Raw genomic sequence first — 12,263 nt, forward strand, 5'->3', positions numbered from 1 at the left:
GTTCTACTCCCCGAAGTCTTCCTCGATCTCCGGCGCGAGCGCGAACTCGGCGGGGTCGAGGCCGATGACCTCGAGCTCCGCCTGGCAGGCCGGGCATACGACGATGGACGTCACCCGCAGGTCCGAGGACGTGGGTACGGCCTCGGTGCAGTCGGGACAGGTGCTCACTGCGACGGTCATGGAGACTCTCCTTGTTCGGTGCTGGTGCGAACATCCGGACGACCGCGCAGGACGGACTCGGCCGCGCGGACCACGTGGTCCCGCGACACGCCGCACTGCGCGAGCTGTTCCTCGTGACTGCCGGGCCGGGAGCAGAACGCGTCGCCGACGCCCACGCGCACCACCCGCGCCGGGTGGTGCTCGGCCAGGGTTTCCGCGACCGCGCCGCCGAGCCCGCCGAGCACGGAGTGGTCCTCGACGGTCACGACGCCCGCGGTCGTCTCCGCCGCCTCCACCAGGGCGGCGACGTCGAGCGGTTTGATCGTGTGCATGTTGAGCACGCACGCCTCGATCCCCGCCGCGGCGAGCCGGCGCGCCGCGTCGAGCGCGAACCGTACGGGAAGGGCGCCCGCGGCCACGATCGTCACGTCGCCGCCCGCGCGCAGCCGTACCGCCCGGCCCACGGTGAAGCCGTCGTCGCCGGCGTGGACCGGAGGCGTCGGGTTGCGGCCGAGCCTGATGTAGACCGGCCCCGGCAGGTAGGCCGCGGCCCGGACCATGCGGACGGTCTCCGCGGGGTCCGCGGGCGTCATCACGGTCATGTTCGGCAGGCCCCGCATGATCGCGAGGTCCTGCTGGGCGTGGTGCGTGGGGCCGAGGTGGGCGGCGGACAGCCCGGAGTGCGTGCCGACGATCCGCACCGGAAGCGCGTGGTAGGCGACGTCGATCTTGACTTGTTCCAGGGCCCGCGCCGAGGCGAAGGCCGCCATCGTGTTGACGAACGGAAGGACGCCGGTGCTCGCCACCGCCGCCGCGACGGTGATCAGGTTGGCCTCGGCGATGCCCAGGTCGACGTACTGGCCCGGCAGTTCCGCCTCGAACTGCCGTTCCAGCCCGCCCATGTCGGAGTCGAGGCACCAGACGCGGCCGTCCGCCCGGGCCAGCTCCAGCAGTGTGGCCCGGTAGGCGGCGCGGTCGGAGTCGGGCGCCGGCGCCCGGGCCGGGGCGCCGCGCTCGCGCGTGGTGGTCATGCCGCGGCTCGCAGCGCGGCCAGGGCCCGCTGGTACGCGTCGGGGCCGAGCTTGGCGAAGTGACTCTGCTTGCGGTGCTCCAGGTGGCGCACCCCCCGGCCCTTCACGGTGTCGGCGATCAGCACGGCCGGGCCTCCCGGCACGGGCGGGGTGCGCAGGGCGGGCACCAGTTCGGCGAAGTCGTGCCCGTCGGCGTGCGACACCTGCCAGCCGAACGCGCGCCACCGGTCGGCCAGTGGCTCCAGCCGCATCCGGTCCTCCGTGGAGCCGTTGATCTGCAGCCGGTTGCGGTCGACCACGGCGGTGAGGTTGTCGAGCCGGTAGTGCGCCGCCGACATCGCGGCCTCCCACACCGTGCCCTCCTGCAGTTCGCCGTCGCCGAGCAGGACGAACACGCGGTTGGCGCGCCCGGCCCGCTTGGCCGCGAGCGCCAGGCCGACGGCGAGGGACAGGCCGTGGCCGAGCGACCCGGTGGCGAACTCCACCCCCGGGACCGCGGGGGTGGGGTGGGCCATGAGCCTGCCGTCCGGGTGGCCGTAGCTCGCCAGCTCCGACGGCGGGAAGAAGCCGCGCTCGGCGAGCGTGGAGTAGAGCGCGGCGCTGGCGTGGCCCTTGCTCAGCACGAAGTAGTCGCGCCCGGACCAGCCGGGCTCGTGCGGGCGCACCCGCATGACCTCGAAGTACAGCGCGACGAGGATGTCCGCGGCCGACAGCGACCCCCCTATGTGGGTGCCGACGGCCCCGGCGCCGATGGCCAGCACGTGCTCCCGCACCGCCAGGGCGGTGCGGGACAACGCGGCCGGGTCGACGGCGCCCTCAGGGCTCCGCGCGACGGTCTCGACGGTCATGCGGCCGCTCCGGCGTGCGCGCGGCCGACGCCCTTCACCGCCGCCCACGGCGGGGCGTACGGCGCGGACCGGGCGAAGCGGCCGATCACATCGAGGTTCTCCCAGACCCGCTGGAAGGCGTCGGCGTACTCCTCCAGAGCCGGCCCGGCGTCCGGGTTGAGGTGCATGCGCCGCAGGCACAGGGAGTCCTCGATGACGGCGCAGGTCACCGGGTAGTCGGCCAGGTCGTACCGCTGGGGGTTGACCCCCGGCAGCGACCAGGGGTAGCCCCGGCCGTACGCGTCCTGCTCCTGGAACACCGGCTGGCCCGGCAGCGGGATGATCTGGTAGTGCGTCAGCGGCACGCCCTCGGCCAGCAGCGCGCGGCGTAGCGCCTGCCGGAACTGGCCGGGCGTGATGCCGTCCAGCCCCGCGGCCTCCGGGTCGAAGCGGAAGCGCAGCATGTGCCACATGTGGGTGCGGTCGTCGGGCACGGAGGGCAGGACGATGCCGGGCAGTTCGGCGAGCCGGTTGAGGAACACCGGGATGTTCTGCTCACGCCGCACCTGGTAGTCCCAGAAGCGGTCGAGCTGGGCCCGGGTGAAGGCGGCGAGGACCGCGCTGAGCTTGAGGTTCGACCCCCGGGTGGCGGAGACGTAGAGGCGCTCCTCCGTGCTCAGATCCTCGCCCAGGATGCGCAGGCTGCGGCAGCGCTCGGCGACCCGCTCGTCGTCGGTGACGATCAGCCCGCCCTCGCCGCAGGTCGGGATGCTCTTCTCCACGTTGAGGCTGAAGCAGCCGACGTCACCGATCGAGCCCGCCGTACGGCCGCGGTACTTGCCGCCCTGGGCCTGGACCGCGTCCTCGATGACGTAGAGGTCGTACTTGCGCGCCAGCGCCAGGATCTCGTCCATGTCGGCCGGCAGGCCGCCGAGATGCACCGGGATGATCGCGCGTGTGCGGTTGGTGATCTTCGCCTCGATCTGCGTGACGTCGATGTTGAACGACACGGGATCGATGTCCACGAACACGGGGACGGCGAGCTGGTAGAGGGGAGCCATCGCGGTCGCGACGTAGCTCAGGGCCGGCACGATCACCTCGTCGCCGGGACCGATGCCGAGCGCGGTCAGCGCCAGCTCCAGCGCCACCGTGCCGCTGTTGACCGACACCGCGTGGCGGGTGTCGCAGAACGCGGCCCATTCGCTTTCCAGCCCGCTGATCTCGGGCTCTTCCTTCGCGCCCACGGTGAATTTCCCGTGGTCGAGCACGCGGAGTACGGCGTCTCGATCAGCCTGCGTCACCACCGGCCATTCCAGTCTGCGGTATTCCGGCCGGACCGCGGGCTTGCCGCCGAACATCGCCAGATCGGCCTTCATTTCTCTCCTTCTGCCGCACCATTTCCCTTATTCGGGCGTCAGGCGGAGACCACGCTAATCATCCGTTCTCTCGCGGCGGTATTGAAATGGCCCACCTTTTCTCTCGCCGTGGTATTGATTCGAGCTGATATTTCTCTCGGCCGAGGAAACGGCGATTGCGGAGTCAGCTACGAGCCCAGGCGAGGGCCTTCTCGACGGGTGAGATGCCGTACTCCGCCTCGACCGCGGCCGCGACCAGGTGGCAGAACAGGTACCGCTGCAGCGGCACGAGCCCGAGCCTGCCCAGGTGGGAGTAGAGCAGGTTGACGGCCAGCCGGTGCCCGAGGAACCAGTCGGAGCCGAGCACCTCGGTTCTGTACCGCCCGGTGGCCAGCAGGATCTCGTGGAAGTCGACGGTGTGCAGTTGCGGCCTCCCGGGCTCGCGCGGGCCGGCGTCGAGGTCGATCCTCCGGTCGCGGATGAGGGGCGCGGCGAGGGTCTTGGCACGCTCGACGTGGTCGAGCCACTCGCGCACGTGGGGTGGCGTCCGGCCCTCGTCCACCTCGGCCACCCGGCGGCGTACCAGGGCCCGCAACTGCCGCTCGTGCTGCCGGTACTTCGCCTCGAAGCCCGCCCGTACGCCGTCGCGGTCCACGCAGTAGGAGGCGAAGGCGTCCGCGTGGGAGCGGAAGGACATGTATCCGCGCGAGATCGGCGGCACGCTGGTGTGCGCGAAGGCGATCATCAGGTCGAGGCTGAGCTGGAAGAGCGACAGGTGGCCCCGGCGGAAGGCGGCCAGCGTCCCGAACGCGATCCGGGTGCTCTCGGCGTGGAAGTGGTCGAGCAGGTCCACGAGAGTCTGGCTGCCGAGCACGTGCCGGCGATCCTCGTACGGCTCGGTCTGGATGGTGTTGTCCGGGTACCACGGCCGGAGCGGGCCGTGCTCGTTCTCCCGCAGGGCCAGCGCCCGGTGGGCCTCCTCCAGCGCGGCCTCGTCCAGGACCTCACGGGAGGGATGCTCGGCGAGGTAGCGGCCGAGGCGTTCGGTGGCCAGCGGCAGGATCTCGTCCTGCCAGACGTCGTCGGCGGCGCGGAGGTTGAGGCGGAGGTGCGGCCCGCGCCGCCAGTGGCGCACGACGTAGGGCTGCCGCACCCGGTCGCCCAGTTCGGCCAGCAGGGGCCGTACGGCGTCGAGGATCAGCGCGTCCTTGTCCGTCTCGTAGTAGCGCACCTGGATGCTGTGCCAGGGGGTCGTGAGGTCGTTCACCGGTGCTCCAGTTCGCGGTAGGTGGTGCCGACGAGGTGACGCAGGTGCGTCTCCTGCTCGCCCGGCAGCCCGAGCCGGTTGCACAGCAGGTGGACGCAGCGGAGGAGAAGGATCAGGACGTCACCGCGCGCCTCGGTGACGCCGGGCGGCTGGAAGGAGGAGACGGCGGGTTCGGGATGGAAGCGCCCGGCCGCCTGGAGGTCCAGGGCGCGCAGGCGCAGGGTGTCGATCGAGCGCCACCACGCGCCGAGGGGATCGCGGGCGCCGGGGATCTCCGCGCCGGAGGCGATGCGGTGGCAGCGCAGAAGCTGCGCCGTGAGGGCGGCCCGCTCCCGGCCGCCCCGCGCGGCGTCTGCCGGCCGGTCGTGCGGAGCGTGATCGGGCCGCGGGTCCCAGCGTTCACGGCTCGCGTCGAGCGCGCGGGCGAGGCGGGCGGGGTCCGGTTCCCAGGCCGCCAGGGCGAGCATCAGCGCGGCGGCGGCGAAACCCCGCCTGCGTCCCGGCTCGATCCCGCCGTCGAGCAGGGCGAGCGCGATGCGGCTGGAGTCGCAGAAGTGCTCCTCCACGGCGTCGATCGCCTCCGGCCCGCCGTACGTCGCGTACTCCGGGCGGTAGGCGACGGCCTCCACCGCGTCGCGGGTGCGCACCCGCCGGTCGTAGTGGGTGAGGTTCTCGGCCCTGGCGAACCGCTCGGCCGCGGCGGCGTACTTCCCGGTGTCCCACGCGGCCTCAAGCGGGGAGGGGTACGCGGCCAGGTGCCGCTCCAGCGCGGCCCTCGCGCGTGCCTCCACCTCGTCCGGCTGGGCGGCCGGCCGGAGCCGCAGCCGCAGGTGCGGGCCGCCCTCCCAGTAACGCAGGAAGAAGTGGCGGACGAGCAGGCCGTCGGCGGTGAGCGAGCGCAGCAGCCCGCCGACCGCCTCGGTGATCAGCCGGTCGGTGCCGCCCCGATGGAAGGCGTGCAGCGAGATCCACGGCTCACTCATCGCCCACCTCCACGACGTACTCCATGACGTGGCCCGCGCCCAGCTCGGGCAGCACCTCCTGGAAGGCCGTGCAGGCGCCGTTGCCGCCGAGCTGCCGGTCGAAGCAGGCGACAAGGGAGGGGTCGGCCAGATCCAGGAACGTCGGTTTGGCCAGCTGCGCCGCACGCATCCGGTCCTGTCCCCAGGAGCCCGGGTCCAGGGAGAACACGAAGCAGCGGGACGGGATGCCGTGCGCGGCGAACCAGCGGGCCAGCGCCAGCAGGTGCCCGGCCTCGGAGGTTCCCGGACGGCGGCGCGGGACCTCCGCCGTGGCCGCGTACCAGGTGGCTCGTGCCACGACCACCCGGCCCAGCGACACTCGTGGCCTGACGACGACCTCCTCCGGCGTCCGCCGCGGCGGCTCGGCGAACAACGCCCAGAGCGGGACGCCGATGCCGGGCTGGTCGCCGAACAGGTGCAGCAGCAGCCGGGCCGTACGCGGCAGGAAGGGGGTGGCGAGCAGGCCCGTGTGGCGCATCAGCACGCGGCGGCCGTCCGCGGCGCGCACGAGTTCCAGTGCTCCGGTGGCGGGGTCGTGGCGGACGTCGAGGTCGCCCAGCGCGAGGCGTGCGGCGGGCGGGCGGGCGGAGACCGCGCCCGGATAGCCGAGCTCGTGGGTGGTCATGGGGGAACGCAGACTGATGTTGTGACCGAACAGCCCGGTGAGCTCGGCCTCGATCGGCAGCCCGTCAGCGGGGTCGGGTTCCATTGGACGGGGCTCGTGCGCCAGTCCCGCGATCGTCAGGAGGCGGTGGACGCGGCTGCGCGCGGTGCCGTGGCCGGCGGCCACGGCGTTGAGCACCAGCCGCACCGGCCCCTCTCCGTCGCCCGGCCCGGGCAGCACCTGCACGTAGCAGGCCAGCGAGCGCACCGGCCCCGCGCCTTCCGGCCGTCCCCGCAACCAGCCGGCCAGCGCCTCCGGCTCCTCGCGGAGCAGGTTCAGGGTCTGGTCGCGGTAACGCCGCAGGGCGGCCACCTCGCCAGGCACAGTCCCGAATACGGTGCCCGGCGGCTCCGCGGCCCCGCCGGGATAGAGCAGGGCGTGCAGCGCGTCGCCCTCGGGGGTGACCAGCTGCCCGGCCAGCGTCCGATGGAACCGGGCGAAGGGGACCCGTGCCCCCGTGCCGTACGCCTGGACGAAGAGGCCGGCGGCGAGCAACCGGATCTCGTTGTCGCGCTGGAAGACGCCGACCAGCGTGCGGATCAGGTGCAGGTCGTCGAGGGCCGCCCGCCATTCCGGTTCCCCCAGACGTACGGCGGGCGAGGTGAAGACGGCGTTGTCGTGGAAGAGGTTCTTGTCCGGAAGGCGTCCGTCTGGTGGCGACAGACGGCGCAACGCGGTGCGCACCTCCTGCTGGAGGGCGAGCCCTTCGACCGGTCCCCGTACGCCGGGGTGGCGGGCCAGCGCCCGGCCGAACGCGGCGAGCGCGTCGGCGGCCGGGTGCGGCGCCAGCCGTACGGCCAGATCGCTCAGATGGGAGACGGACTGGTCGGCGACCGGCGGAAGCGTCTCCAGCACCCCGGCGTCGACCAGGCGCGCGAGCGCATCGGACGGCACGAGCCGCCGCGCCTCGCCGAGCGTGGTCTCGCCGGTCAGGGCGCGCAGGAGCGCGCGCAGCGGCTCCGAGGCACGGACGCTCCGGTAGGCGTCCTCGGTCCGGCTCAGGTACCACAGGCGGCCGTCCTCCTCGGTCAGGCCGGCGTTCGGCCTGATCAGGAAGCGGGCCGCGAGGTCGTCGTCCGACGCGGCCAGATCGCTGAGCAGCCTGCGGACCAGCCACAGATCGGGCTCGGCGACGGTGCGCCAGTCCCATCCGCCTTCGACGGCGACCGGCTCGGGGCCCGGACCCCAGTGGCCGAGGCCGCTCATGGTGAACGTGGAGTGCGGGCTGGTCTTGGCCACCACCCGCGACAGGTAGCGGCTCAGCCGCAGGTCCAGCCGGCGGGACGGTGCCGTCCCGGGGGAGTCCAGCCAGCGGGCCAGCGCCCCGGCCAGCGACGGGCTCGCCTGGACGAGGCCGTGCGTGAACACGTCGGCCGACGCCCACGTGCGGAGGCTGTGGTGCCGATCCCGGCGCTCCTTCTCCAGGATCAGGGGCAGCTCGGCCTCCAGGCGCTCGCACGCGCGGGACCGCTCCGACCACCGCCGGACGCGCCGGTCCAGCTCGGCCGGTGTCTCGGCCGAGCTGGGGGGCACGGCGGGGGTCCGCCCGTTGTACAACGCCCGGCGGAGCGCGACCAGGCGGGACCTCGCCTGCCCGGAGGGAACGTCCGCGATGACCGGCTCAAGGGCGAGCGCGAGCGCGCGGCCCTCCGCGGCCAGGGCGTCCCGTTCCTTCAGGATCTCCTGTACGGCCTGCCAGGTCCGGTCACACCTCAGGTCGTCGAGGGCCGCCCCGGGGAGGGCGGCGACCCTGACCACCACGGTCTCCGGGCGCTGTGGGCGGGTCGCCATGCGGGCGGCGCGCTAGACGAGCCAGCTCGTCCTCGAGGTCCATGCTCCCGAGGCGCCGACCTCGGTGTTGCCCAGTCCCATGGTCACCGCCTCGACGAGCACGTCGGAGCCGGGAAGCTCCACGGTGGCGACGTCCAGCGAGTCCAGGTCCAGCGCATCCAGGTTGAGGGCTTCTTCGTGCATGGCCATGCTGCCTCCCGTTTCCGGTGGGGTACGGCGCGTGCCGCGATACTCTGCCAACGAAGCACGGAATGGTCTATTAGTCCATAATTCTCCATAAATAGGGCAATACGGACATTCAATCGGCCCGGATGGGCCGGGCCGATTTCGCGACGTAACGCCGAGCACAGAAAGCCGATCAGCCACCAGCCGGTTCGCCGCGTCTGGCGGGTCGGCCAGGGCGGTTACGGTGCTCTATGTACTGGTGCAGGACACTGTTAGGTGTGCCGGCAACGCTGGCGGCAAAGGAGGAGCCCGACCACAGCTTGTTCGCCCTGTAACAGTGGCGGGCCAGCGTGGGGAACTCTTGCCGCATCCGGCGGGAGAAGACGCCCGTGAGGCTGCTGACGAGCCGGGACAGGGTGACCGTGGGCGGGGTGTTCACCAGCAGGGAACGGGTTGGCCTCGCCGTTCAACTCCGCCGGTTCGCACTCGAAGTCGGCGCAGACGTCCCGGATGATCTGCTCGGTGCGCTCCAGGTGAGCGCCGGTTACTACTCGATTCCGGAACGTGATCGCGGCAACCACGTGGGCGTGCAGGATGAAAACGCGGAGAGCTTGCCAGTTCTGATATCTCCCTGTGATCAACCGTGCGCCGTCGGTAAAATCATGGTGTGCGGCTCAGGTACAACTTCCGCCTCTACCCGACGCCGGGTCAGCGTGACGCGCTGGCCCGGGCGTTCGGGTGCGCTCGGGTGGTGTTCAACGACGGGCTGCGCGCACGACAGGACGCCCGGGAACGCGGCTTGCCGTACATCTCCGATGGCGAGTTGTCCAAACGGGTCATCACCGAGGCGAAGAAGACCCCGGAACGCTCCTGGCTGGGCGAGGTCTCAGCCGTGGTCCTGCAGCAGTCGCTGGCGGACCTGAACACCGCCTACCGCAACTTCTTCGCCTCCATCACCGGTAAGCGGAAGGGGCCGAAGGCTGCTGCGCCCCGGTTCCGGTCCAAGAGGGACACCAAGCAGGCGATCCGCTTCACCAAGAACGCCCGGTTCGCGATTACGGCGGGTGGGAGGCTGCGCCTGCCGAAGATCGGTGACGTGGACGTCCGCTGGTCTCGCTGCCTGCCCGCCGAACCGTCCTCGGTGACGGTGGTCAAGGATGCGGCCGGACGCTACTTCGCGTCCTTTGTGATCGAGGTAGCTGGCCAGCCCCTGCCGCCGGTCGAGTCCGAGACGGGCATCGACCTCGGACTCACCCACTTCGCTGTTTTGTCGAATGGCCAGAAGGTCGCCACGCCGCGTTTTCTGCGCCGGGCGCACAAGAAACTCAAGAAGCTCCAGCAGGCGCTGTCCCGCACAGCCAAGGGGTCGAACAACCGGGCCAAGGCCCGCCTGAAGGTCGCCCGCCAGCACGCGAAGGTCACTGACGCGCGCCGTGAGTTCCACCACCAGCTCTCCACACAGATCATCCGTGAGACCCAAACGGTGATCGTGGAAGACCTGGCGGTCAAGGGCCTGGCACGCACGAGGCTGTCCAAGAGCGTGCACGATGCGGGCTGGTCATCCTTCGTCGGCATGCTGGAGTACAAGGCCGCCCTGTACGGGCGGGCGTTCCACCGGATCGACCGGTGGTTCCCCAGCTCGAAGCTGTGCTCATCGTGCGGCATCCTCGCCGGGTCCATGCCGCTGCGCATCCGGGAGTGGGCCTGCCCCTGCGGGGCGACCCACGATCGGGACGTGAACGCAGCGAAGAATATCCTCGCCGCTGGACGAGCGGAGAGGCTAAACGCCTGTGGAGGGCCGGTAAGACCACCGCTCACGGTGGCGCAGCCCGTCGAAGCAGGAAGCCGCAGAGGTGCCGCATGACGCGGTACCGGCTGAATCCCCGGCCTTCAGGCCGAGGAGCGCATCAATACCTCGCCCAGCGCCGGTCCGGCAGGGGCAGCGTCTGGGACGGCGAGGTCGTCACCCGCCTCGACCCTGTGGAGCACCCGGTGGTCCGCGTCCACCCCGAGACCGGTCGCAGGGGGATCTTCGTCAACCCCGGTTTCACCTCCCACATCGTGGGCGTGTCCGAGGCCGAGAGCCGGGCCATCCTGGACCTGCTCTACGCCCACCTGACCAAGCCCGAGCACATCGTGCGTCACCGCTGGAGGGCCGGCGACGTCGCCATGTGGGACAACCGGAGCACGGCCCACTACGCCAACCGGGACTACGGCGACGCCCACCGGGTGATGCACCGGATCACCCTGCGCGGCGACCGTCCCTTCGGCCCCGAGCGACGTCCCTGAGTTCAGGCTGAGCCCAGTGCATGCGGCTCAGTACATGCGCGGCGGCGCGGGGTCGGTGCGCACGTGCAGCAGATGCGGCCGGTCGTCGGCGAGCGCGGCGGCGAGCGCGCTCTTCACCTCGGCGGGCTCGGTGACGTACCGTGCCGCGCAGCCCATTCCCTGGGCCAGCGCGACGAAGTCGAGCCCGCCGAGGTCCACACCGGGGATGCCCGTGCCGCCCGCCGCTTCACCGAGCAGCCGCACCGCGGCGTACCGCGCGTTGTCGAGGATCACGAAGGTCACCGGCGTCCCCTCGCGGGCCGCGGTCCACAGGGCCTGGATGCCGAACATGGCCGACCCGTCGCCGAGCACCGCGACGACCCTGCGGCCCGGCCTGGCCAGCGCGGCGCCGACCGCGGCCGGGAGCCCGTAGCCGAGCGCGCCGCTCGCGGTGGTGAGGAACCCCGTGTCGGTCGCGGTGATCGGCAGGTGGTCGTGCAGCACGCTGCGGTGGCTGGGTGTCTCCTCCACCACGATCGCGTCGGCGGGCAGCAGTTCGGCGAGCGTGGCGTAGACCTCCGCCGCGCTGATCATCCCGTCCGCCGGTCCCGCCGGGCGGGCGAGGACGGGCGGGGCCGCCCTGCCGACCGCCCTGCCGGCCGCGCGCACCGGACGGCCCGGCGCTCCGTTCCGCGTTGCGTTCTCCGTACTGCCGAGAGCGTCGTCCAGCGCCCGCAGGGCGAGCCGCGGAGTCGCCCTGATGCCGGCGCCCGTGTCGGCCCTGGCGAGCACCTGCTCGTCGTCGCTGACCACGAACAGCGGGGGTAAGGGCACGTCGGGCTCGCCCCGGTAGACGTGGTAGGTGAAGGCCGGTGCCCCGATCACCACGACCAGGTCATGCCGGGCCAGCGCCGCGGCGGTGGCGCGTTTCTCCGCGTCCAGGAAGCCCAGGAAGAGGGGATGGTCCTCGGGGAAGGAGCACCGGGGCGAGACCGGCCCGGCCCAGACGCCCGCCCCGACGCGCTCGGCGAGGGCGACGAGGTCGGCGACCGCGCCGTCCGCGTCCACGCCGGGCCCGGCCACGATGCCCGGCCGCGCGCTGCCGTGCAGGGCCTCGGCCAGCGCCTCGAGGGCGGCGGGGTCGGGGGCGAAGCCGGGGATCGCCGGGCGCGCGGCGACCGGCGCACCCGCCTCCGCGTCCCAGTCGTCCGCCGGAACGGAGATGAAGACCGGGCCTCGCGGAGCCTGGGACGCCACGTGGTAGGCGCGGGCGATCGCCGCGGGCACGTCCTGCGCCCGGGCGGGCTCGCAACTCCACTTGACGTACGGCCGGGGGAAGGCGGTGGCGTCGGTGGCGCCGAGGAAGGGGTCGTCGCGCAGCAGCGTCCTGCTCTGCTGACCGGCCATCACGATCAGCGGGGCGTGGCCGCGCGCGGCGTTGAACACCTGCCCGAGGCCGTGGCCGAGGCCGCCCGCGCTGTGCAGGTTCACCAGCACCGGGCGTCTGGTGGCCTGGGCGTAGCCGTCGGCCATCGCGACGACCACCGATTCGTGCAGCCCGAGGACGTAGCGGAAATCGTCCGGCCAGTCGGTGAGAAAGGCGATCTCGGTGGTTCCGGGATTTCCGAAAACGGTGGTCAGGCCGAGTTGCCGGAGCAGCCGGCGGGTGGCGTCCCGGACCGTCCGGTCGCTCGCGATCGAATTCACGGGAAAC

Annotated in this window: 12 protein-coding genes; 2 read left to right on the plus strand and 10 right to left on the minus strand. The window is 72.2% G+C overall.

Going from position 1 to position 12,263, the window contains the following annotated elements:
* Window positions 1-3: 3 nt before the first annotated feature.
* The 9 genes from Mam01_RS33710 to Mam01_RS37815 form a co-directional block, all read right to left on the minus strand.
* Window positions 4-180, minus strand: coding sequence for a lysine biosynthesis protein LysW (locus Mam01_RS33710; protein WP_150929950.1), 177 nt, complete (start codon window positions 178-180; stop codon window positions 4-6).
* Complete coding sequence (locus Mam01_RS33715; protein WP_204289220.1) at window positions 177-1,190, minus strand: transketolase family protein; 1,014 nt, start codon at window positions 1,188-1,190, stop codon at window positions 177-179. Before Mam01_RS33715 ends, Mam01_RS33710 begins: the two co-directional genes overlap by 4 nt.
* Window positions 1,187-2,038, minus strand: a complete 852-nt coding sequence (locus Mam01_RS33720) for a transketolase (RefSeq protein ID WP_204289221.1) — start codon at window positions 2,036-2,038, stop codon at window positions 1,187-1,189. The genes Mam01_RS33715 and Mam01_RS33720 overlap by 4 nt, the downstream gene beginning before the upstream one ends.
* Window positions 2,035-3,393: a DegT/DnrJ/EryC1/StrS family aminotransferase gene (locus tag Mam01_RS33725; protein ID WP_204289222.1), complete on the minus strand. Its 1,359-nt coding sequence runs from the start codon at window positions 3,391-3,393 to the stop codon at window positions 2,035-2,037. Before Mam01_RS33725 ends, Mam01_RS33720 begins: the two co-directional genes overlap by 4 nt.
* Before the next feature lie 163 nt (window positions 3,394-3,556).
* The gene (locus Mam01_RS33730; protein WP_204289223.1) at window positions 3,557-4,639 is read right to left on the minus strand and encodes a thiopeptide maturation pyridine synthase; all 1,083 of its coding nucleotides are present in this window, start codon (window positions 4,637-4,639) and stop codon (window positions 3,557-3,559) included.
* Window positions 4,636-5,622, minus strand: coding sequence for a lantibiotic dehydratase C-terminal domain-containing protein (locus tag Mam01_RS33735; protein WP_204289224.1), 987 nt, complete (start codon window positions 5,620-5,622; stop codon window positions 4,636-4,638). The genes Mam01_RS33730 and Mam01_RS33735 overlap by 4 nt, the downstream gene beginning before the upstream one ends.
* Window positions 5,615-8,116, minus strand: coding sequence for a lantibiotic dehydratase (locus tag Mam01_RS33740; protein ID WP_204289225.1), 2,502 nt, complete (start codon window positions 8,114-8,116; stop codon window positions 5,615-5,617). The genes Mam01_RS33735 and Mam01_RS33740 overlap by 8 nt, the downstream gene beginning before the upstream one ends.
* Window positions 8,117-8,128: 12 nt before the next feature.
* Window positions 8,129-8,305, minus strand: a complete 177-nt coding sequence (locus Mam01_RS33745) for a hypothetical protein (RefSeq protein ID WP_204289226.1) — start codon at window positions 8,303-8,305, stop codon at window positions 8,129-8,131.
* A gap of 169 nt (window positions 8,306-8,474) precedes the next feature.
* Window positions 8,475-8,720 (minus strand): transposase, encoded by a 246-nt coding sequence (locus Mam01_RS37815; protein ID WP_373868741.1) that lies wholly within the window; start codon window positions 8,718-8,720, stop codon window positions 8,475-8,477.
* A 228-nt stretch (window positions 8,721-8,948) separates the two neighbouring features.
* Here Mam01_RS37815 and Mam01_RS33755 point away from each other — a divergent pair, with 228 nt between their 5' ends.
* Both Mam01_RS33755 and Mam01_RS33760 read left to right on the plus strand, forming a co-directional pair.
* The gene (locus Mam01_RS33755) at window positions 8,949-10,145 is read left to right on the plus strand and encodes an RNA-guided endonuclease InsQ/TnpB family protein (RefSeq protein WP_204289228.1); all 1,197 of its coding nucleotides are present in this window, start codon (window positions 8,949-8,951) and stop codon (window positions 10,143-10,145) included.
* Window positions 10,142-10,570, plus strand: coding sequence for a TauD/TfdA dioxygenase family protein (locus Mam01_RS33760; protein ID WP_204289229.1), 429 nt, complete (start codon window positions 10,142-10,144; stop codon window positions 10,568-10,570). The genes Mam01_RS33755 and Mam01_RS33760 overlap by 4 nt, the downstream gene beginning before the upstream one ends.
* Before the next feature lie 27 nt (window positions 10,571-10,597).
* Here Mam01_RS33760 and mdlC read toward each other — a convergent pair whose 3' ends face one another.
* Entirely contained in the window at window positions 10,598-12,256 is a 1,659-nt protein-coding gene (gene mdlC, locus Mam01_RS33765; protein WP_204289230.1) for a benzoylformate decarboxylase, read from the minus strand.
* Between the last annotated feature and the right edge of the window lie 7 nt (window positions 12,257-12,263).

This window comes from Microbispora amethystogenes, assembly GCF_016863015.1.
Lineage (GTDB): Bacteria > Actinomycetota > Actinomycetes > Streptosporangiales > Streptosporangiaceae > Microbispora > Microbispora amethystogenes.